This is a genomic window from Faecalibacterium sp. Marseille-P9312, assembly GCF_902497445.1.
GTDB lineage: Bacteria > Bacillota > Clostridia > Oscillospirales > Ruminococcaceae > Faecalibacterium > Faecalibacterium longum.
Map to the genome: position 1 here is coordinate 62,385 of NZ_CABVEW010000003.1, position 21,540 is coordinate 83,924.

17 protein-coding genes and 1 pseudogene are annotated in these 21,540 nt (G+C 44.2%); 2 read left to right on the forward strand and 16 right to left on the reverse strand.

Translation table 11 applies throughout. From position 1 onward, the window contains the following. Positions 1–33: 33 nt before the first annotated feature. The 14 genes and pseudogenes from F3G95_RS03025 to F3G95_RS03090 all read right to left on the reverse strand — a co-directional run bounded on the left by F3G95_RS03025 (position 34) and on the right by F3G95_RS03090 (position 18,289). Positions 34–981 (reverse strand): DUF4868 domain-containing protein, encoded by a 948-nt coding sequence (locus F3G95_RS03025; RefSeq protein WP_149793761.1) that lies wholly within the window; start codon positions 979–981, stop codon positions 34–36. Further along, positions 978–1,577 carry a hypothetical protein gene (locus F3G95_RS03030; RefSeq protein WP_149793762.1) on the reverse strand — a complete coding sequence of 200 codons (600 nt, stop codon included), beginning with the start codon at positions 1,575–1,577 and terminating at the stop codon, positions 978–980. The genes F3G95_RS03025 and F3G95_RS03030 overlap by 4 nt, the downstream gene beginning before the upstream one ends. A 19-nt stretch (positions 1,578–1,596) precedes the next feature. Further along, complete coding sequence (locus F3G95_RS03035) at positions 1,597–2,253, reverse strand: phospholipase D-like domain-containing protein (protein ID WP_188117502.1); 657 nt, start codon at positions 2,251–2,253, stop codon at positions 1,597–1,599. Beyond that, positions 2,235–3,980: a DrmB family protein gene (gene drmB / locus F3G95_RS03040; RefSeq protein ID WP_149793763.1), complete on the reverse strand. Its 1,746-nt coding sequence runs from the start codon at positions 3,978–3,980 to the stop codon at positions 2,235–2,237. The genes F3G95_RS03035 and drmB overlap by 19 nt, the downstream gene beginning before the upstream one ends. A 6-nt stretch (positions 3,981–3,986) precedes the next feature. After that, on the reverse strand, positions 3,987–7,325 hold the full coding sequence (drmA, locus tag F3G95_RS03045; protein ID WP_149793764.1) for a DISARM system helicase DrmA: 3,339 nt from the start codon (positions 7,323–7,325) through the stop codon (positions 3,987–3,989). Positions 7,326–7,338: 13 nt separating this feature from the next. Further along, a complete protein-coding gene (gene drmD / locus F3G95_RS03050) occupies positions 7,339–9,957 on the reverse strand; it encodes a DISARM system SNF2-like helicase DrmD (RefSeq protein ID WP_149793765.1) in 2,619 nt (872 codons plus the stop codon). Then, on the reverse strand, positions 9,935–11,236 hold the full coding sequence (locus F3G95_RS03055; RefSeq protein ID WP_149793766.1) for a DNA cytosine methyltransferase: 1,302 nt from the start codon (positions 11,234–11,236) through the stop codon (positions 9,935–9,937). Before F3G95_RS03055 ends, drmD begins: the two co-directional genes overlap by 23 nt. 26 nt (positions 11,237–11,262) lie before the next feature. Continuing rightward, positions 11,263–14,133 carry a DEAD/DEAH box helicase family protein gene (locus F3G95_RS03060; protein WP_149793767.1) on the reverse strand — a complete coding sequence of 957 codons (2,871 nt, stop codon included), beginning with the start codon at positions 14,131–14,133 and terminating at the stop codon, positions 11,263–11,265. A gap of 2 nt (positions 14,134–14,135) precedes the next feature. Continuing rightward, on the reverse strand, positions 14,136–16,226 hold the full coding sequence (locus tag F3G95_RS03065; protein WP_149793768.1) for a DNA methyltransferase: 2,091 nt from the start codon (positions 16,224–16,226) through the stop codon (positions 14,136–14,138). Next, a complete protein-coding gene (locus F3G95_RS03070; protein WP_149793769.1) occupies positions 16,210–16,437 on the reverse strand; it encodes a helix-turn-helix domain-containing protein in 228 nt (75 codons plus the stop codon). Before F3G95_RS03070 ends, F3G95_RS03065 begins: the two co-directional genes overlap by 17 nt. Positions 16,438–16,774: 337 nt before the next feature. Further along, complete coding sequence (locus F3G95_RS03075; protein ID WP_149793770.1) at positions 16,775–17,011, reverse strand: hypothetical protein; 237 nt, start codon at positions 17,009–17,011, stop codon at positions 16,775–16,777. Continuing rightward, positions 17,004–17,699 (reverse strand): annotated as a pseudogene (locus F3G95_RS03080) (relaxase); the annotation flags it as partial. The pseudogene F3G95_RS03080 and the gene F3G95_RS03075, both read right to left, overlap by 8 nt. Next, positions 17,630–17,896 (reverse strand): hypothetical protein, encoded by a 267-nt coding sequence (locus tag F3G95_RS03085; protein WP_243130255.1) that lies wholly within the window; start codon positions 17,894–17,896, stop codon positions 17,630–17,632. The gene F3G95_RS03085 and the pseudogene F3G95_RS03080, both read right to left, overlap by 70 nt. A gap of 60 nt (positions 17,897–17,956) precedes the next feature. Beyond that, complete coding sequence (locus F3G95_RS03090; RefSeq protein WP_149793771.1) at positions 17,957–18,289, reverse strand: type II toxin-antitoxin system PemK/MazF family toxin; 333 nt, start codon at positions 18,287–18,289, stop codon at positions 17,957–17,959. A gap of 203 nt (positions 18,290–18,492) precedes the next feature. On the opposite strand from F3G95_RS03090, the gene F3G95_RS03100 reads away from it, so the two are divergent. Continuing rightward, the gene (locus F3G95_RS03100; RefSeq protein ID WP_149793772.1) at positions 18,493–19,827 is read left to right on the forward strand and encodes a threonine/serine exporter family protein; all 1,335 of its coding nucleotides are present in this window, start codon (positions 18,493–18,495) and stop codon (positions 19,825–19,827) included. Between the two features lie 124 nt (positions 19,828–19,951). Here the strand turns inward: F3G95_RS03100 and F3G95_RS03105 are convergent, their stop codons facing one another. After that, entirely contained in the window at positions 19,952–20,704 is a 753-nt protein-coding gene (locus tag F3G95_RS03105; RefSeq protein WP_149793773.1) for a DUF4866 domain-containing protein, read from the reverse strand. A 131-nt stretch (positions 20,705–20,835) separates the two neighbouring features. Between F3G95_RS03105 and F3G95_RS03110 the strand changes: the two genes are divergently transcribed. After that, positions 20,836–21,030 (forward strand): argininosuccinate synthase domain-containing protein, encoded by a 195-nt coding sequence (locus F3G95_RS03110; RefSeq protein WP_243130256.1) that lies wholly within the window; start codon positions 20,836–20,838, stop codon positions 21,028–21,030. 209 nt (positions 21,031–21,239) lie between these two features. Here the strand turns inward: F3G95_RS03110 and F3G95_RS03115 are convergent, their stop codons facing one another. After that, positions 21,240–21,482 carry a hypothetical protein gene (locus F3G95_RS03115; protein ID WP_149793774.1) on the reverse strand — a complete coding sequence of 81 codons (243 nt, stop codon included), beginning with the start codon at positions 21,480–21,482 and terminating at the stop codon, positions 21,240–21,242. Between the last annotated feature and the right edge of the window lie 58 nt (positions 21,483–21,540).

The window sequence follows — 21,540 nt, forward strand, 5'->3', positions numbered from 1 at the left end:
GTCGCTCATCTATATTTTCCTGTCATTGGTCAGTCATTGACTTGCTCCCACTGGACCCAAAAGCATTTTGCTGGAACTGTCATATTCTTTTCCTGTAAGTTCAGACCGAACAATATCATCGTTCAACATTTTAATAAATGCCGCTGCTTCTTTTTGTGAAGAAATCACAATATGATCTTCTTCAAACTTGAACATAGTTTTGTAGCGAGAATGCTTTTTCAGATTCTCTAACAAATCGTTCTTTTTCATCTGCAAAACAGGCGAATTCTTTGCCTTTAATAACTTCTTTGCATTTGTCAACTTACTTTTATTTTCAAACGCAACAAACTTTTCAAGGCTATCTACAATATCCAGATTGCGAATAATCTCAATCGTCTTCTGTGCCCCCGCTCGAATGTATTGCTCAAATCCAAAGAATCTCTGCATAAGATCCATTTTCGCCGTAACAGCACTTGAAGAAAAGATTATTATATCTGCTCGTGAATCTATCTGCACAATATCGCTATCGACTTCATCGTATGTATCTCCAATAAATAGGGCTATCACATTTTTACTTCGATCAATTCTTGATACAGAGTATATATGTTGATAAACCCAAAAGTACTGGTCATTCAAATTGATTTTAAAAAGAAATCCAGACAATTTATTTCTATCACTTTCCGAGTAGTACTCTGTACGCTTTTCAGCATCATCAAGGAAAGCAAAGGGGCTATAACTCTCTGTCAGACTAATCTCATAAAATTCTTTCTTATTGTCTGCAATATTTTCTGATGTGTCAAATTCTGCATCATCTGCAAGATAGGTACAATTGATAAAGCCCGCCACCTTATCTTTCGTACTAGAAAGCAACTTATCTGTTGCCCTGATTTTTTTAGTTTGATATCCACTTTCATCGCGCAGGCAGGCATATATTTCAATCCCGCAGACTGAACCAGAAAACATTATCGACTTAATCGATGCCTGAATTTCTTCCTTGGTCATTTGTTCATCTCCTTCATGTAGAGGACTGTATCATTAATCACTTTATATTCTACTGTGCTCGGATTTTTTAGAAATCCACCTTTTACTACAGCCAAGCAAACTTCATTATTAAAGTCAGGGTTACTTTTAAAGGTAACCTCATAGACTCGGTATCCTAAAATTGCCAACACAGGATTCGCATAGTACAAATGTGTTTTGCTTAGCAGCGCACACATCATAACCACAATGATAAGAAATGTTACCGCTCCCTGAATCGTTCCCACATCATCAATCAAAAGCGGTATAATCATTGTCATAAAAAAATTCAAACTTGCGTCCTCTTTTTCTACGAAGGAAGAAAGCTGATACCCTTGTTTCTTATCAGTCCATCTAAAGACTGTAAAAGAAATAAAAGATATGATTGCTGCTAAAATCCATGTAGCACATAACAAAAACACAACAATCAGCACATTATTAAGGCGAATAAACTCTCCCCAATATGACTGATTTTCAGCAAGTTCGCTGACGAGGGTAAATTTGAAATTGCGTACAATAGTCAAAAAAGCCAATGGGCTCAATGATTGCAGCATTAGCTTATGTTTCAAGCTTAAATTCATTGACGCACCTCCATAAAGCTTACAGTTCAACAAATATCCTTTTGAATACCAGTGAAGTAAATATATCCTCTACTTGTTTAGCCAATTCTTTCGAATGGATTCGTGCCCCCAGCTCGATATTTCCTTCCTGTCCATGATATGAAAGGTTTGCGGATGTAATCAGCGTATCCGTTTGATCAACAGAAATTACCTTTGCATGAAGAGCAGACATTTTATCTTCCTGTTTTGGATAGTTATAAATTCGCAGAAATTTTCCCTTATAGCAGCATAAACGGTCAAAGGCCTTCTGACTCTCAATGTCATTCACAAAAAATTTCACGAGAACGCCTTCTTGGCTCTTTTGAATTACACAATTGACTAACTCGGCAAAATAATCCGAGAGGGAATACCCGGTAATCAGAATGCTCTTCCTAGCTCCCATAAGCATTTCTCTTACGGTAACCTTTGTCGGTTTTGTTTTCAACGCAAAAGAAGGTGGCGCTGTAACAACTAATTCAGCGCTATCATCGTTACTTTGGGCAGTCGCTGAAACCATAGCAAGAATTTCATGAGCTTCTTTTTCAGAAAGAGATGGATATCTCTTCTGAATGGCTCTAATAGACTCATTTCCACCAGATATAGCATCTGTGAGAATTTTGTTTAACAAAATATCTAAGCTTATACTTCCAGTTGACATAGTTCTTCCACCAAAGTTTTAAAATAAGACTGATTTTCTCTTCCGTCAATAGGCACAATTAGTCCGCGATCCAACATGCGATTTCCATTCTCGCAAGCTGTTTCTGAGATCATGCAGCAGGAATGGCATGCCGCGCCATTTGAATTATTACCAGCAGGCACATTGTTAAGGCATTCCGGATCATTTGTGCAAACCAGTGCTTCCTGGAAAGCGTCTTTCATTAAAACAATAAGCTGATCAATATTTCCCAATTCTACAAGTCCACCAAGTGAGCCTTCTTTATCGGCACTTCCAGTATAGAGCAACACACCAGACATATCATCCCCAAAATAAATACGCTCACGAATAGCGGATGAAGAGTACCCCGAGGACATTGACATCTGCTTAATCAACAAATGTGCGAATGTATGCATCAGGACATACCTTGCATCTCGTAATGTGGTAACAGTCCATTCTTTAGATTCACAGAATTCCTTATAACACTGCGCATATTTCTGAGAAAGTGCTCCCAGTTCTGGATCTCTTAACCACGCATCAATACTATCCCTATTAAATTCAATAAAGACACCTTCACCGTGCACTTCTGCAGCAGGAAGCCATTTTTCAGTCTTACCCTTATTTAGATAAACGATATTTGTCTGCTCATCGGCATCTGGATCCGGAGCATCTACACGGGTGAAGCCAAGCAGCACTCTCACTTCTCTTAATCGTGTAATGCGAATGACTCTCTTAAAATACGGGAGCAGATAATCCGGAAGAGGATCCTCTTCAGCCTTGAAGTGCTTTTTGTTCGAAGCATAAACTGGATCTGCATGATGCGTAATGGCGTTATATTCCATCTGCTTAATCTCAGTAAATTCCTTGATGTTCTGTTGCCTGCGTTCTAACGCTGCATCGAATTCATCTTTGGCATAAGCACCGAAATAGAGCTCGTAAATTTTAGCCACGCCATCGTCACCCATTAGAGTCTTAGCCAGTTCAATATCTCGCAAATGCTCATCAATCAAGTTATAAAGCGGATTGATCCAAGGTGGAATGGATATGGCACTTCTCATTACTGGAAAATACACATTCGACGCGCCACGCTGAGAAGGAATCATTTCCTTATCGCATTTTTCATTTTTATGATTTGGCCGGAACGGATGATGTCCGGAACATTTCATACCTTCGAAATTCTCATGCTGCGTTGCGCCGCTCATACTCCGTCGTGCCCCACAGGAACATTCAACCCACATATCTGCAAGCGTTGATGTATTGCCAGTTGAATACATCCTCATCGTACCTTTGCAGGTTGTATTACCACCGTGAACCCACCAGCTCCAAGGGAAATCATCCATATGGCCGTTCTCACAAATAGTAATAAAACGAGAAGGATAAGCCTGTCTATGACATTCCGGACAAGTTACACCAAACTTCAGATATCGATCTAGGTCAAAATTCTCTCTTAAATCAAATATTCTCCCACATTTCACATTGGAACAAACATGCATATAAGGGAATGAGACCACAGGAATATCTCCACTATAAGAAGTCCGTGGCATATAAAAGCAGTCAACGCCCAGATATGAGGCCAATCTGCCATCTATAATTTTCTTTCCTTTTTCCTTCCAATAGTTCAAGTCCAGAACCGTGACGGAATCTTTCACGGCATCCACAATAGAACCTGGACCAAATGTAGTTATCAACTGATTAGGACGAATCTCACCTAATTTATTATTATCAAACATAGGTTTTTAGTCCTCCGTGTAATAGAACATATTTGCTGCACTCTCAACATCACGCATAGAACGAAGAGTCGGCTTTTCAAGATCAGTACAAACTTCGCCATAAGTGTTCATTAGGCGATTATACGTTTTAGTTGTATAGACATAGTATCTAAGTTCCTTGGATTGAGTTGCCAGCAGTTTCCAATTGCTTATAAAATCATCAATCTCATGTTCGGTATCTGCCTTAGCAGAAGGCTTGATAATGTTCAATCGATTCATGATAAGAGCCTTCACTTCATTAAGCTGCTCATCGGTTAGCTTATCAATAGCTGCTGCTCCATCATTGCTTGCAAATTCCGGATAATGCAAACGAATTGCAGAAATAACCAGCGCATGCAGCACGCGATCTCTTGCACGTGCAGAAAACGGTGTCGCTGTTGTGCCTTCAACAAAACGATATAGCTGAGCATGATAACCGGTAAAATTCTCATAATGCGACAAGTCGCGGGGGCGATAAGGGTTATATAAAGTGACTACTAAGCCTGGATAAGAACGTCCAATACGGCTAGTTGCCTGAATATATTCGGAGTTCTGCTTCGGTTGACCAGTTACCACCATGAGACCAAGCCGATCCACATCCATACCAACAGCAATCATATTAGTTGCAATTGCCGTATCTAGGCAATTTCCATCTGTATATGGAGTTTCCAACTGACTTAGTTTCTTCGGAATGTCATAAGAAGACATGCGAGAAGTAATTTCAACCTTATGATTAAGGAAACGCTGCCTACTCATTCCATATTTTTTCTTAATACGTTGAATTCTGTCAGGAATATCATCCTGTAGCAATCGAACGGCACCGCCGAGTTCTCGAATACTGTTATAATATCCAACAAGGGTATAGTAAGGGTCAATAACATCCTTGTACTCATCATCCAGCGAAAGATTATAAGCACTTTGAAGGATAATCGAATATACACGCAGCAAAGCTGTCTTTACAGACTGTCCAGGTGCGCAGACACCAACGTATCTTCTAAACGGATCTTGTTCGACCGGTACCTCACGAATATAGAAACTGTCACCGATTTCAAACCCATTTGGTGGAAATTGCGCAGTTACTTTTCTGCCATATAGGCATTTTGTCTGCTCAGCAGCATTTTTGATAGTTGCCGTAGAAACAACATACTTTGGCTTTATTTTCTTTTCTCCTATCGTATAGGAACACAGATCTTCAATAACTGTTTCATATGCACCATATACGGTTCCCAGAGGTCCTGTGATAAGATGCAGCTCATCTTGGATAATCAGCTCCGGCGGAAGGAATGGTTTAATCGATCTAAGCGTAGATGTGGGTAACTCTTCTGTACGATTATGCCGAGCATGGTCTGCTCCAATAGCAACATAGCCATCGCGACTGCAAATTCTATCAACGCGGCCAAACAGAGCATTTGTATTCACATCCCATGGAAGGCGGGCAAACTTATCAACTGTTGACAGAATAATGGTCGGGCACTTAGCATAAATTTCTTCATCTACCAGATAAACCGGGATTTTCATCTTATTGCTGGGTTTATACCTATAGAACATGCATTTATCATCCGAACAATAGATGCTAACCGATTTTGTAGGAATATCTATATAAAAATTTTCCTCTGTAAGTGGCTTCCCACAGAATGGACATGTAAGCAGCTGTTTGTAGATAGAGTTTTTCTTGCTTCTTGCTTTTCTTGTTTTAGCTGGATCCTCCGGATCTTCTTCCAATTCTTTAAAGGTGTTCGGAGTCACAGTACCACCAACCCAGAAACCAATACTGATGGGTTCTTTTCCGTATTTCGGATATTCTTTTTGCCGGATCAGTTCCGCGGCCAAAACCATCTTGGTGATACGGTCTCTCTGCTGTGTAGTGAGCAGGCGCAAAGTATATCGCAAAATTGCAGTTACACCGCCGTCACGATTGTATTCATCGTTCTCGTCAGCACGCAGCCTTCTATTCGCAATAACAAATGCCATAAGACCCAGATATGCCTCGGTTTTACCTCCACCAGTGGGAAAGTATAGAAGATCCACAACTTCACGGTTATCATGCTCCGGATCTACAATACCTTTCAGATTCATGAGAATAAAAGCAATCTGGAAAGGTCTCCAGCCAAAATTATTGGAAGGATTGCGAGGATCTACAAAATCCCTAAAGGCGCACTCAATACCGGCTCCATGCTTCTTAGAGAAATTCATAATATTTCTCTGAAGAATCATGGAACGATTCATAAAGCAAAAGGCATCAAACGAAATATCATCCTCTACAAGTAGCTGAATGCCCGCGCGGATTCTTCCAAGAGCTTCTATACATTTATTTATTACTGTGTCGCCAATTTCTTTCTTGAACTTAGCATCATCCATTTTTGAATCATGAACCAATTTTTTCTGAATCCAATTCTCATAGGAGTCCGCCAAGACATTCAGTCGAGTAATGATATCATCTTTTTTCTTTGCAACAGAAAGAGTTCTCATAGAGAAGAAGAACGGGTCAAATCCTTCCAAAGCAGCGCTAACACCTGGAAATTCGTACTCTGGAATAAATGTCGATACAATTTCAGAAGCACGTCCATTTTTATTGGCTTTCCAAGTTGCTGCGCAACCACGCCCCCTCCCTAAAATAGGTCGCTGGGCAAAGTAAAATTCATCGACGGCAAGAATTTTTCTGCATATGTGTTCTGCCACGAAGATATCCATTTTGTCTTGGGAATAGGCACGCAAGTTGACTTGGAACATCATTCCAGCAATATCACTCTCAGGATTTTTGCGCTTGTTGATAACATATGCTGTTACCAAGGTATACCCCTGCTTGAGGCCGATTTTAGAAATATATAAAATAACATTTGAATCACAGACCAAAGGGTATTCTTTGGTCTTACTAAACTCTTGCAGATCAATAACAACTGTCTCTTTCTGTGGATGACGTGTATACGTGCTTACATCAACTTTTTTTCCCTCTTTGTTAGTGGTTTTATCAGAAGCTTTGGTGTAATCGCCCCAAGTCACATCCACATTGAAAGATTTTGTACTACTTTCTAGGTAAAAGCTGATGCCAATGGAAGACGGTGTTTTAAATCGATTTGTAAAGACCGGCTCATTATCATCGTCTTCGCCCGCAGTATAATCTGCATCCCCTTCGAAAGAAGCATCTCCATCGACTTCCTGCTCATTCGAATCATTTTCACTGGTTTGTGGCGCAAGCATACCCACGATATATTCAAAGCGCGGGTTTTGATTCAGTATTTCATTTTCACTATTCGGTCCCAACAAGTCTTTCTTTAACATTTCTATGACTTCTTGGCGAACCTCAGCAAACTTAAATCTATCTGCCATGTGATGCCTCCTGTTAAAATTTAAGGACAATGTTAATCAGAAGCAATGGATTGATTTCCTGAGACTGATTAAATCGATTAATTTCAGCCTGCGCCTCGTCTTGAATCTCTTTTCTGCGCTTAGGCAGGTCGTGTTGCAGCTTATCCATTTTTTTCTTCGCTTCAGCTGCTTTTTTTCGGATATCCTTTTTTTCCAGCGTATCAGTAGCCGCCATTTCAGCAAGTATGTACTCCTCAACTTCTTTTTGAGCATCAGTAAGCTGAACATGAAGCTGTTCTTGTTGAATATTGACCCAGTTTTCAATCTTCTTCTTGTTATATGCGATAGTAGGGGCTACAGTTTTATCATGCTGATCCTGAACTTCTGAAATCAAGCGAGCATAAATCCGGTGAAAATAAGATTGTTCTTCTTCTGTCGGTTTAAAATAGCGAACATCCGAATCATTAGCCTCCTCCAATGCGGAGACAATCTCATCTTCAGTAAAATTGATATACTCACCATTTTCATTACAAAGTAGTAAAACTGGGAAGAGGAGTTTTGTATTGTCCATGAATGCTCCAAGAAACAAAACGCCATGTGAACCAAATATCTTTTCACCCCAGTTGTCGATTTTCCAGTAATGTAGCTTGTGATCCACTTCTGGTTCTTTAAACTGGTTCCAATATTCAACATCACATAGATATTTATCGATATCAGCCTTGGTCTTTTCCAACGCTTGCCCTTTCGCCTCTCTACTTTCTGTAAGCAGAATTGAGCGAAGTTCTGCTGCATGAGCATTCTTCCTTGCATCTAGCTGCCTGTTCAAAGCTGCAAATGCTTTCCTTACCGCAGTGATATTCTTGCAATTCTGGTAAATGTCCAGAATACGCTTTTCAAAACTCACACCAGATTCAAGTGCGCCTAGCGCAACATCCGATGCACCAAACACGCCCTCGAACAGTTCAAACTTTTTAGAAAGAATATCATATACTCTGCGATCTGCTTCATTATCCGTATTCAACAGATTGATTGCTACCACATCGTGAGTTTGTCCATAGCGATGACAACGGCCAATTCTCTGCTCAATTTTCTGCGGATTCCAAGGCAAGTCATAGTTAATGATTGTATTGCAAAATTGTAGATTTAGACCTTCTGAACCAGCATCTGTAACAATCAAAATCTTGGCATGACTCTTGAAATAATCGACAATTGCGTGCTTATATTCCACACTTCTGCCATAGTTTGTTTTACCAAAATTCTTGACCTGCCATGTTCGAAAGATTTCCTTCGTCATGGCATCATCAAAGTCACCATTAAAGAGAAGGATATCTTCCTCGCCATAACCAGATTTTCTTAGTTCCGCGGCTATATATTTTTGTGTTCGCTTAGACTCTGTAAAGACGACAGCCTTCTGATTCAATTCCTCAGAAATCTGGTGGTCAAATGCGGATTTCAATGCTTCCCTCAACGCAATAATCTTTGCATTCGTCTTTATAGCCCTTGCCATTTCAAGAATATGTCTTACAATCTTGAGCTCAGCCTGAATAGCCTGTTTCTTCTCTGCTGTTTCTTCATCATCGTATTCGTTGAACCCTTCCTCGTCGATTTCATCTTCTACAAACCCCCAGAATAAATCGAAACCTTCTTGAGCATACGCAGATTTTGTGCCTTCATAGAGTTTTTCAAGACGTTTTTCTAATACTTCAAAGGTCTCTATCAAAGCAAAGCTGGAAGATGCAAGCAACTTTCGAATAACAAGAATAATCAGCCCACGATTCGCATTCGGAATAGAATACAGCGAATCACGACGCAGAAAATCATTGGTCACATCATAGAGTTCTTTTTCTTCTGCGCTCAAATGGAAATCGACCGTAATACAGGTTCTCTTGCTGAAGGCCATGTATTTTCCGACATCGCGTCGAAGGGTGCGATATAACACCGGAAGAAGTTCCTGTTTCAATTCCTCATAATCACAGCCATCTACAAATCGACGATTGAAAACCTTTTCTGATCCGAAAATACGAGGATCGATAAAAGAAACCAGTCCATGAAGATCAGTGAGGGAATTCTGTAGCGGCGTAGCAGTTAAAAGAATTTTAGGAATTCCGTGTGTCAAATCATAAAGATTCTTCGCCCGCTTTGTGCCATGAAAAACATTCCGCAGATTATGAGCCTCATCAATAATCAGGAAGTCCCATTTGACATGGGGAAAACGCTTAATTAGTTTCGATGAATAATCATAAGAAGCAATGACAATACTAACCTCATCTGCGTTTCCAAGGTGAGTTTGCACATTGGCAAGGTCATGCTCAACCGTGTACCGATCCAGAATAACAGCTTGGCGACCAAACTTCTCCAAAAGCTCTACTTCCCATTGTTTTCTCAAAGTAGCAGGAAGCGAAATCAGTACTTTTTTTGCTCCGTTGTCCAGAACATAATTAAGCACCAACCCAGCTTCGATTGTTTTGCCCAGACCAACCTCATCTGCCAGAATGATGCCGCCTGTCTTTAATGCTTGAATGGCCGCACAAAAGGCATTGACCTGATGGGGATTTGGCTCAATATCTGCATTCAGCAGACATTTAAATGGGGACTTGGCCAATTGTTGCTTCTTATACCAGCTATATTGTTCAAGTAGGAGATTGCTTTCCATCGATACCCTCCTTACTTAATTCATCGGCGATTCCTTCTGCGATGCCTTTAGCCATTAACGTAGGAACGGCATTGCCTATCTGTACAAATTGAGCCGTTCTCGGGCCTTCAAAGAAATAATCATCCGGAAACGATTGGATGCGAGCAGCCTCCCGGACAGTAATGGAACGGTGTTGCTCAATATCCGGATGAATAAAGTAATGTCCATCTTTTGAGATATGAGCCAACATGGTGTGGCAGTACGCCTCATCGCCCTCTACAACTTTAAATCGATCCAGAAACGACTTCCGGTTTTTATGTGTCTTCAGCTCATCTGGCAGATCATTATAGTTCAGCCGTTTGTGCCCATCATTCCAGAGTTCAATTGTACGCCGATAAATCTCAATATCCCTGTCTTTATTGGGTCTTGCGCAATGATGCGTCAGAATGTCAGAATCCTTGCGGATTCCAGTGTTTCTTAAATAATCGCTGAAATCATCTGATCTGTATTCACCCGATTTTCCTCCTGGCTGCAACGCTGGCAGATCTCTGAGAATATCGTTAACCGTAGCATCCGCTATTGTCTGCTCAAACTGCGGATAAGAAAGCCCACTATTCTTCAGCCACCCGACAATGATCATTCTTCTTCGGTTTTGCAGCACACCAAAATTCTTTGCATTTTGCTCATGACATTCAATCTCATAGCCAACGGAACGCAGCGCTTCCTGGACTTTCAGCCAAGTTGCACCACCGTTTGCCGACTTGATTCCCATAACATTCTCAAAAACGAACATCTTTGGCTGATATTTCTGAAGGAATCTCGCATACAGCTTATAGAGATCATTTCTAGGATCCGCTGACATCGGCGTTTCCATATGCTTGCTTTGCGCCCTTCCCACCAAAGAATATGCCTGGCAAGGCGGTCCACCAATAATGACATCTACTTGTTTGATGCCTCTTTGCATAAGGATCCTATCTATATTTTCAAATAACCTTGGAAGGGTTTCATTTGACATCGTTTCGCAAAATACGGATTGTAGCTGCTCCTCTGGAATATGTTGCAGAAATTCGTCGCGGGTGATTTTTCCTCTAATATAATCCTTGTAGATATCAAGCTTCCCTTGTGCTTTGAGATAATAGTATCCCGTTCGCGTTTCCAATGTTTGAGCAGCATATGGGTTCATCTCCACATGCGCTACAGGTGAAAAGCCCGCTTGGATGAAGCCTTCGGACAATCCACCAGCTCCTGCAAATAAATCTATAAAATTGTAAGAGCCTGTTGTGGCGTTGATACGTTCCATGATGAACCCCTATCCGTATAATAAATTTAGTCTTCAAACACACCGTCTGTGTCAAAAATATGGTCTAACTCATCCGTATTGATTGCGGCAAGCACCTTATTGCGGATACTGCCTTTTGCAAGATCTAACCGCTTAAAGCGATTTTCTCCTGCTGCGTCTTTTCCAATACGTATCAGCTGCACTCTGCCAATTCTTGGTTCATTTGCAGCATAGTTTGCAAGCCCCTTAGCTTTGCCCAAGTTATCCTTGAAATCCGGATTGTGCGGCTCCAAAATATCAACGATATACTTTAGAATTGGATCTTGGCGCACAATGATGAAATCCGGATAAAGCTCCTTGCATTTCCCGTCCATCTCATAGGGCATCCGCAGTGACCAAGACTGTCTGGACGGATTCCGCAGCCAGCAAACATAATCCTCACGTTTTTGCTCTTCTGCCAAAACAGCCTGTTCCCAGCCATTCAACTTAATTTTTGCTATTCCATCTGCATTGGCAAAAAGATGATCCGTGTACTTTATTCCATCTGCTTCGACCTTGGCACTGATTGTCTCCGGAAGAGTAAAGTTGTGCTTACTGATTTCATCGCCGTTAGCAACAATATCGCTATACTGCTTTTGACACTTCTCCGGTTTGGCCACAATATATTTACGATACTGATCGTTCAATTCATGGAACTTCTTCTCAGCGTATTTATTTAATTCCGCAATACACTCGCTGTCGAATGCGAACAGAATACAATCCACCTTAAAGGCGTTCGGATTGTCGAAGTCGATATATTTACGCCCATATGCCAAGTGGAAACCGCATCCACCCATTTTTGCGTCTGCTACTCTTAGCTGACGATCAAGGTCAGACTCGGATGCAGTAAACATATCTATCCGGTTATCGCTTTGTATTTTCTCACCGAAAACATCGAATATCTGAACAGACAGTTTCATCTTCATGACTTGCTTTGTAAGCTCGTCATATTTTCCAGCATCATGCAGACCGTTCACATAGTTGTGGATAAGTTCAGCAACATCGTTTTTCACATCCTCAGCCGCCGTAATACAGATATTGAACTGCGATAACAGCCCTGCCAAGCTCATCAAAGACTTCAAATAGCTGTTGATTTTTACCGTACGGACGATATAAGTCAGATATCCCTGTTCATTGATGAACTTTGTGATTCCTTCACGATCTATTGTTGGAAGCATCGACATCTGCGATATAGCCGGTGTCAGCACTGGCTGCTCTTTATTCACAGATTGATTGCCTCCACTGGTTCTCTCAGTTTCTTGACCTGCATGTACATCGTTTCCAGACACGGTTTCCAGCGGAATCGTCTGGTGTTGTCCTTCTGCGGGAATTTCTGAATCTGCTCCACCTTGATTCGCTGCCACAGCTCCAGAATTTGACATATCTCCAACTGCTGTGGAAGGTGCCGCAGCAGGCTCTTCTTGGAAGCCATTCGGGTAATCAAAGATACTCAGCTGACCAACCGTCTGTTTTTGCGTTTTCTTTCGCTGGGTGTGAACCGACCATGTATCATAGGTCTGATCTTCCAGAGATTCACCATCGACAACTGTCGGGATTTCTCCGCCTTCGGTTGCCTGCAATTCATCAATGACCTTTTGAACGGTATCCTGGTTGAAATACGGAAGGAACAGACGCACATCATTTAAGGAATCATCCACGAGAACATGACACTGAAGCGGTGTGCGAACCATACGTCCAAGCAGCTGCGCAATATAGGTTGCGTCTTCTGCACGTCGGAAGGACATCATAGTTTCTGCACGAGGGCAGTCCCAGCCAGTGGACAGATTTTCCTTAAAAAGAACAACACGAATGCGGCGATCTTCTGCGATCTCGGATGGCTCGATATGCGGCACGGTCAATCCGTGAATCGACAATGTGCCCGTGGAACCAAAGGTGTGTACAACCTCGTTTTCCTTGAAGCTATCGCCCATACGTTCTTCAATTTTCGCAATTACATCGTCCAGATCAGTGTCAGATACTTTCGTACCGGAACCAGCGCAGACTTGGATAACAAACACAGGGTTTACATTGGGATAATGCTGCTCATAGGTATACTGATACCAGTGCTTGCACTTATCCTGCCATTCGTCTGTTGCAGCCTGGAGAACGGCCATGTCACCGTGTTTGATTGGATCTTCCGGATAAGTGATTACAATACGATCTTTGAGCAATCCAGATTGGCGAACTTGAGCCGGGGAAATAACAACCTTATGCAATGTAGAGTTTGTTGCCTGCCCGACAAGGGAATTAAAACGCTCGGCAGTTGCACTCATTCCGATAACAACCGGAATGGGCGACAGATTCTGCTCGCTGCTGCCCTTGATAAAACGCTGCATGATGGTGGTTGCCGTTCCTGCTTGGCGTCCCTGCATACCGCGGTGTGCCTCATCAATAATGAAATACAGACGGTCAGCTTTTTCTCTTGCCGTATTTTCAATGGTCTCCCAAATCGTATACTGTCGCGTATCCGAATGACGGCTCAGATTACCGGCCTTGCCAAGCTTTTGCGTATTCAGGAAATAGATATGACCGTCCTCCAGAATCTCTCTGTCGAAAGATTCATCTGAAATCACTACGCACTGATCCATACGGACCTTATCTGCCTTCAGCTCGATCTTCTGCTTGGACTGTTCATTCAGCTGCGGAGAATCCGAGAGCCATACAAAAATGGCCTCCGGCTGTTCAGTAAACTGCTCTGAGCCGTAAAAGATATCTTCAATCAGGGCAGACATGATAATCGTTTTGCCAGAACCTGTTGGTGCCTGGAGCGAAACCACCTGAGGAATCTTCAGCATGCGATAGTTATTCAGCGCCATCGCCACGCGGAGGCGCATTTCATTGACCGCCTGTTTTTGAAATGGGAATAATTCACAAATCATTCTTAGTTTCTCCCTCTGTTCACACGGAAGTGATCCAAGTAATCCCGGTAAAGCTGATACGCCTCTGTGACATTCAGATTTTTTACCATAGATTGATAATTCACTTCATAATCGGTTGCCAAGAATACGGTTTGGATTTCTGGATGCTCCGCAAGCTTTTCTGCGAAATCGGCAAATGTATTCTCGTTGATCAAGACTGCAAATTGATTTTCCGGCAAGATCATCATGTCCGGGACTTGCTTCCCGGTCAATTCCGGGCATTTTCCTTTTGCACCAGTTTTCAACCACAACGTAGGCAGCATTTCCGAAAAGCGCATACCGAGAGAAACCGCCGTCGGATCCAAGAAGCCAAGTTTGAAGAATGCTGCATTTGCTTTGAAACCATCTGCCATATGCATCGGCGGCTCACTGCCAAGATAATCTCCCTTTAGAGGATTGCCATTTACATCTTGTCCCTTAATGGAGCAGACCGTGCGCGGCCAAGTAACATAGTGGGCGATGCCGAGTTTTTCCCATTCCTCATCACCGGGCTGATAGCCTTTGTCTTTCAACATCTTCGCTTCATCTGCAGATACCTCATTGTTTGTCACCATAATGCAACGTCTGTGCCCGCCATCCTCAGCGTTGAGCAGGTTCACTGCGTGCATAGTCGTGCCGCTTCCTGCGAAGAAGTCAACGATGAGAGCATTGGGCTTGTTGGCAACGACATATCTCAAGGCATCCTCTGTCGCATACAATGATTTAGGAAATGAAAATCTTCTTTCGAGGAATATAGCGCTTATTAAGCTTGAGCCATATATACCCGCATCATGAGATGCTTTCTGCCAAACAGAATCGGGGGATTTTGTCTTTCCAATTTTTTCATTGTGCCTAAGAATCAATGCCCCTGTATCTTCTCTACCTTCAACAATTATTTCGCCATTACTTATTCTCTCCTTTTCTGCATTTCGGAGATAGTTAATGGTAAGCCTGCTTCCGTGAACATTAATTTTTGCTGTTCCCTCATCGAAAGCTTTTTTTAGTGAATCGCGTCCCAACTGCCAGGTGTTTTCTCTCCCGTCTGGACGTAAAGGCCAAATTGCAATTAAACCGTCTTTGGGTGCAAGAACGGTGCTTTTATCTTTATCAACAGGTATATTATCTCCGATGTAAGCCAAACGACCTTCGTGTGTTGCCCATACTGGATAAAATAAATTAGGTCTGTCGCTACGGGAACTGTTTGATCCCGTGCGCATAAGAGAAAACCATATTGGATTTTTCTTTGTATCATCTACCAAAAGTTCAGATGCAATACTCGACGATCCAATTTGTATGAAGTATACGTATTCTTGTGATCTTGTAAAAGAATTTGGTCTTGCGACTCCTGCACGTGGATTTATCACGTCAGTAGCCATGGTTGTTGTTGCATTGGGAAACATTTCTTCCAGCAAACAACCAAGATGCAGATATTCCTTTTCATCGATGGTCACGATTAAAACGGAATCCTTGGGATTCAGTAGTTTCTTTGCCAACTGCAAACGGCGCTGCATGAAGGAAAGCCACTTGCTGTGGCGGTAAGCATCATTGCCGTCCACATAGTCGTTGTTATATTTCCAGTCCTTTGCGCCGGTATTGTAGGGCGGGTCGATATAGATGCAGTCCACCTTACCCGCATACAAATATTCCAGAAGCTGCAAGGCATGATAGTTGTCCGCTTCAATCAGCGTGTGCCAAAGATCGCTATCCGGTGCATTGCAAACTGAATCCAACGGTTTCAGATAGGGATAGATTGGTTTTCCAAATTCCGCAACACGAACGATATCCTTCAGCTCAAAGGTGACCGCTTCATCTTTCTGTTCCGGCTTAACGCAGACAGCGGTATCGCCTTCAACCTTCAGTACAACATAGATGGATTTGTCGTCCTTGCTGTCACGGCGCATAACATTACAGCCTCTTTTGATTGGCATATCATAGAGAGGCGTGCTTTCCGGCATATGTTCTTCAAAGACCAAGCCGAATTTCTTCTGCTTGGCCATTTTACTCACTTCTTCCTGGATTCTATTTCGAAGAGTCTCATCTTGGATCTGGCTAATTAAATCATTGATTGCAGCCATTGGTACGACCCCTTTCTTCGTTTTCTTTTGTCTTCACGTAGCGACCACTCTTGATTCTTGCGTCAGCTGGCTTTTCCGCATCTTCCGGAATTGCCCAATATGATCCTATTTTCATTGCTCCTGGAATTCGTCCTTCTGAGCACAAGACATTAATTCTTCTTGTGGAAAGCTTCCATTTTTCAGCCACCTGACTGATTGATAAATATTCCATAAGTTATCTCTCCATCTATAAGTGAAAGCTAAACAATACTCTATTATAGTATAATCTCAACCTCGAACAAAATCAACCCGTCTATTTTCTCTCTCAGTAATCTTTAAATCCACTTTCTGCAAGCAGGGCGTTTGTCTATACAAACGCCATTTTTGCTTCGCAAAATGCTTGTTGGGAATTCCCAAACCCTTTGTGATCTGCATCGTACCGCTGCAGGCTGCGCGTTCGTTCCGAACGCTTTTTTGATGGAGTTCATGGTTCAGTGATATATCCGCTGGGCACAGACCCACTTAAAAAAGTGCCGACAATGATTTTGTCAGCACCCACTGTAACCTATTTACTTCTCTTTGATGTACGGTATGTTATCGATATATGCGTTCAAAATATCGGTTGCGGCTTTCTTCTGCCCCGGTGTAAGACGGCTCAGCTTCCGGTTCAGCTCATCATCTGCCACATAAGATGCTGGGGCTGCGGTGTCACGGATCAGCGTATCCGCTGGAACATCCAATGCTTCAACGATCCGGATGAAAGCGTCCAGACTTGGCGTCTTCACCCCACGTTCCAAATCACCCACATAGTTCGCTCCTGTTGTCTGCAAAAAACATTTCTACGTTTTTCTGCGCCTTCATCAGTTCCTGCATCCTCTCTCGTGCTTTCCGATAGCTCGGATATTCTGCTTTTTTCTTTTTCAGAAGCTCAACATATTCGATGCTCAGTTCTTTTACCTTCGGAAGTTTTTTCAGCCCAGCCTCATCGAAAGCCGCTTTGGCCGCCTTGTGCAACGCAATGCTCTCCCGATTTGCTTCCAAGAATCGCTTGCTGTATCCTGCTTTCCGATAGGCCTCATAGATGGACCTTGTTTTGGTATAGTTGATAATGTGCGTTTTCATTACCGCAATTTCTGCCATCCGCGCTTCCGCAGCTTTGATGGAGTCGCCCAGTTCGTGATAGCACATCGTTGCAGCACGCACCTGTTCTTCCATTTCATCCATGCTCCCGATTTTGTTTTCCTGCAGAAAAATCAGCGTCTTGGACATCTCCTTCAGGTTGTACCGCTTCGCCCATCGCGCATAGCCGTCTCCCTTTCCTTCAGCCAATTTTGCCTGAATATCCACCAACATCTGAAATTTTTGTTCCTGCACCGGATGTTTTTTCCGCGGGCAATGCTCTGCTTCTCCGGCGAGGACCGCTTTTAATTCTTTCTCACTGTATCCCGCCCCCAAAGTCCGAAACCGGATGAATCGTTTTTGCCGTACACCTTTGGCTTATAAGTACCCTTGGTGGTGTCAATGACCGCCTGATACAGTTCCAGCTTCTGCCATGTGGGACAGTTCAGCCGCTCGATTTTTTCAATCACATAGTTGGCGTGGGCGGTTGCGACACCCTTGCCCAACTCTTCCCAGCCTTCCTCGGTTTTGGGGTAATGCACCACCACTTCAATGGGAGCACTCTTTCGCATGGCTCACTCACCTCCGGTCACATCGCTATCACCTCATTTTTACGGGTTACTGGTTGTCCGCTATTCGCTGCGGCTCCCGGCGAGAAGGTTCAACGCCAAGCTGACCAGCAACACCATATCGATACGAAGCATCTCAGTCTTGGCAGCGTAGTCCATAAAACGTTCTATGCGGGATTTATCGATCGTGAAGATCTGCTCCAGAAGAATCATGGACGGTTCTTCAAAGGCCGGGTTGGAATCCACCAGCACATGGGTGGGCTGGTTTTTCTTCTTTTCCGTCCGGGTGGTAACAGTTGCAACGATCAATGTAGGCGAATGACGGTTTCCAATGTTGTTCTGCAGAACTACCACAGGGCGTTTCCCGCCCTGTTCCGAGCCGATATGCGGCTCCATGTCTGCATACCGGCTGTCCACCGATACCTTCAACCGTGCCGCAGAGCCGCCAAAAACGCAACGTATTTTCTTCTTTGAAATACCAAACGAACATTGCCGGCATATCCAAGATACGTTTTACCCGCCCTGCAATTTCCCTTATAATAGCACCGCAGTCTTGAAACGGCTGCAGCATTCCCATATCACAAAGGAGGCTTTCCGGTATGGGACAACGGCAAAGTGAGATCATCAAAAATCACATGGAAGTCTACTGGCACGACTATGCGTCGGCCAGCAAGGGCGTCCCCATTACCGAGGCGGGGCTTGTGGAAAAAGCCTCCGTCATTGGACGCACCGGGCTGATGCTGCTGGAATGCGGCACCGGCGCATGGCGTGTCCGAAGCTCCATGAACACCCTTTCGCGGGAGCTGGGAGTCACAACAACAGCGGACATCGGCCTGTTATCCATTGAGTTCACCTGCTTTGACGGTGACCAGTGTTATACCCAGTCACTCTGTCTGACAAACACGGGCGTGAATACCTCCCGGCTGAACCGGCTGGAGCATTTCGTCAACGACTTCGACCGGGAAGGAAAATTTATGACCGGCGAAGAACTGCACAGCCACCTTGATGAGATCGAGCGCATCCACGGCTTGTATTCGCCCATCGCACTGGGCTTTGCAGCTGCACTGGCCTGCGGCTGCTTCACCTTTCTGCTGGGCGGCGGCATTGTGGAAATGCTGTGTGCCTTCTGCGGTGCAGGCATCGGCAACTTTGTACGGTGCAAGCTGACAAAACACCATTTCACCCTGTTTCTGGGCATTACGGCGTCGGTCTGTTCAGCAAGCCTCGTGTATGCCATCCTGCTGAAGCTGGCAGAGGTGCTGTTTGCCGTATCGGCGCAGCACGAGGCGGGGTATATCTGCTCCATGCTCTTCATCATTCCGGGCTTTCCGTTCATTACCAGCGGCATCGACCTTGCCAAGCTGGATATGCGCTCCGGGCTGGAACGTCTGGCCTACGCCGTCCTCATCATTCTGGTGGCAACCATGACGGCTTGGATCATGGCACTGCTATTGCATTTGCAGCCGGTGCAGTTCCCTGCCCTGAGCCTGACACTCCCGGAAGAGATCGTGTTCCGGCTGCTGGCAAGTTTTGGCGGTGTGTTCGGCTTTTCGCTCATGTTCAACAGTCCCCGGAACCTGGCAGTCTGCGCCGCCCTTATCGGTGCGGTAACGAACACGTTCCGACTGGAGCTGGTGAGCCTTGCGGGCTTTCCGCCCGCTGTTGCAGCGTTTCTGGGCGCACTGCTGTCCGGACTGCTGGCCTCCTGCCTGAAGAGCGCCGCCGGTTATCCCCGCATCTCCGTCACCGTGCCGTCCATCGTTATCATGGTACCGGGACTGTATTTCTACCGTGCCATCTATAATCTGGGCATCCTGTCTCTGATGGACTCCGCCACATGGTTTGCAGATGCCATTCTCATCATCGTAGCACTGCCGTTAGGGCTGATCTTCGCCCGTATTATCACTGACAAGACTTTCCGTTATTGCACCTGATGTGCAGCATTTCCATTCTCCCTTATAAGGCAAAACGCAGCGAATCTTTTAACGGTTCGCTGCGTTTTGTTTTGCTGTGATGCACCTATAAAGGGAGTTCGTTTACAGGGCGTTTACAGGGCGTTTACTCGCCGTAAACGATCCTGGTAGCAGTTTCCACATGGCGTTCCAGCCGGTCGGCAAAGTGTTCCAGCGGCAGAAAAACGCCAAGTTCATCGTAGCGGGTTCCGCCGTCCTTGAGCGTATCCTGTCCATAGTAGACCACGGAACGGGGCAGTGCGTGCTGCAGCTTCATCTGGATATCCCAGACGGTGGAGTAGGCCTCCGCTTCCGTTACCTTCTGCTTCACGGTGTCCGGCAGTTCGTAGATCAGCAGCAGCCCCAAATGCTGGTTGTAGTGGTACTCCACCACATCCATCGAGCCTTCGTCGTAGCCGTGATACTTGCAGTAGCCGCTGGCAAGGTACATTTTTACCTTTTCCTGCTTCTGGAACACCCGGATGAACCGGTCGTATACTTTGCTGCTCACGGCAAATTTGTTGTTCGGCAAAAGAACGCCGGCATCATCCGTCAGGATCACCGGGTTCGGCTGACCATCGGCGTTGAATTTGAACGGGATCAGGGCAGCGTTCCGTAGCAGGTCAAACATACTGTGCTGGCAGATCGCCATCAGAAAGGCAGACAGATCCTTGTTCGCGTAGGCATTGAACAGCGCTGCGGCAAACTGTTGTGCACTCACGGTCGGCGCATCCAGTACGTCTGCCATGTCCAGCGAGTCGTTGAAGGTATCCATCAGGCGGCGGCAGGCTTCTGGATTTTTCAGGATCTCTCCGAACAGTGCCTCTGCCTTTTCTTCTCTTGGAAATATTGTTGCCATCAAAAAGACCCTCTTTCTGTTTATTTCCAACTACTATTATAGATTCATAATGCCCCGCTGTGAAATACTGCTTTCATATTGCTGCTATATGCAGAACACTTTTTACACATTTTCCAAGTGCCCGTATAAAAGTGCGTCTGGAACTGTACAAGGGCAACCTCATCAATGCAGGGGTCTGGTCGCCGTTCTCTCTGTATCGTGAAGACATCGCCACCTTTGCCGCAGGCGGCGACTACAAGCAGAGCGATGCCACCGGCTTCATCAGCATCTATGGTCTGCCCACCAAGGTGCAGGCTATCGTAAGCAGCGAAAAAGAAGGGGAATGAAGTAGTTTATAGCAGTTTGTGTTTTTATCACAAGTCAAGAAATTAGTGCAACATTTAAACAGCATATTTGCGATATGCAATTCAACGCTGTTGCTGTTGCATTAAAAAGTTGAATTGCTATAATGCACAAGCATCGCTTGTGGTTTACTCTGCGAATCAAAAAGGGAGTTCTGTCGCGGACAAATGTCCGGGCAGAACTCCCTTTGCCTTTAGCGAACATTATGATGGATGGCTGTGATGACCACGATCTCTTCCTCCGTAAAATTCGCTTTCAACTTTTCAAAAAGTTCCTCCGGCACATGCTTGGGATCCTCCGCAATGGCCTGACCATACTCGATCAGGATCTCCTCCTTGGGCGTAAAGGCAAAATGCTCAAAGTCGATGCCGTTCTTCTTGAGCAGATTCTGGGCATTGTAACCCCTTCCTTTCCCGTTGGTGAATGGTTTGTCCATATAATATGCTCACTTACATATTATGTCAATAGGTTTTTTCTTTGAGCATAAAATTGCT

What these genes read in the sequence shown, in the direction of transcription:
- F3G95_RS03025 (WP_149793761.1), bottom strand. Translation starts at nt 981, where the DNA reads ATGACCAAGGAAGAAATTCAGGCATCGATTAAGTCGATAATGTTTTCT.
- F3G95_RS03030 (WP_149793762.1), bottom strand. Translation starts at nt 1,577, where the DNA reads ATGAATTTAAGCTTGAAACATAAGCTAATGCTGCAATCATTGAGCCCA.
- F3G95_RS03035 (WP_188117502.1), bottom strand. Translation starts at nt 2,253, where the DNA reads ATGTCAACTGGAAGTATAAGCTTAGATATTTTGTTAAACAAAATTCTC.
- drmB (WP_149793763.1), bottom strand. Translation starts at nt 3,980, where the DNA reads ATGTTTGATAATAATAAATTAGGTGAGATTCGTCCTAATCAGTTGATA.
- drmA (WP_149793764.1), bottom strand. Translation starts at nt 7,325, where the DNA reads ATGGCAGATAGATTTAAGTTTGCTGAGGTTCGCCAAGAAGTCATAGAA.
- drmD (WP_149793765.1), bottom strand. Translation starts at nt 9,957, where the DNA reads ATGGAAAGCAATCTCCTACTTGAACAATATAGCTGGTATAAGAAGCAA.
- F3G95_RS03055 (WP_149793766.1), bottom strand. Translation starts at nt 11,236, where the DNA reads ATGGAACGTATCAACGCCACAACAGGCTCTTACAATTTTATAGATTTA.
- F3G95_RS03060 (WP_149793767.1), bottom strand. Translation starts at nt 14,133, where the DNA reads ATGATTTGTGAATTATTCCCATTTCAAAAACAGGCGGTCAATGAAATG.
- F3G95_RS03065 (WP_149793768.1), bottom strand. Translation starts at nt 16,226, where the DNA reads ATGGCTGCAATCAATGATTTAATTAGCCAGATCCAAGATGAGACTCTT.
- F3G95_RS03070 (WP_149793769.1), bottom strand. Translation starts at nt 16,437, where the DNA reads ATGGAATATTTATCAATCAGTCAGGTGGCTGAAAAATGGAAGCTTTCC.
- F3G95_RS03085 (WP_243130255.1), bottom strand. Translation starts at nt 17,896, where the DNA reads ATGCGAAAGAGTGCTCCCATTGAAGTGGTGGTGCATTACCCCAAAACC.
- F3G95_RS03090 (WP_149793771.1), bottom strand. Translation starts at nt 18,289, where the DNA reads ATGGAGCCGCATATCGGCTCGGAACAGGGCGGGAAACGCCCTGTGGTA.
- F3G95_RS03100 (WP_149793772.1), top strand. Translation starts at nt 18,493, where the DNA reads ATGGGACAACGGCAAAGTGAGATCATCAAAAATCACATGGAAGTCTAC.
- F3G95_RS03105 (WP_149793773.1), bottom strand. Translation starts at nt 20,704, where the DNA reads ATGGCAACAATATTTCCAAGAGAAGAAAAGGCAGAGGCACTGTTCGGA.
- F3G95_RS03115 (WP_149793774.1), bottom strand. Translation starts at nt 21,482, where the DNA reads ATGGACAAACCATTCACCAACGGGAAAGGAAGGGGTTACAATGCCCAG.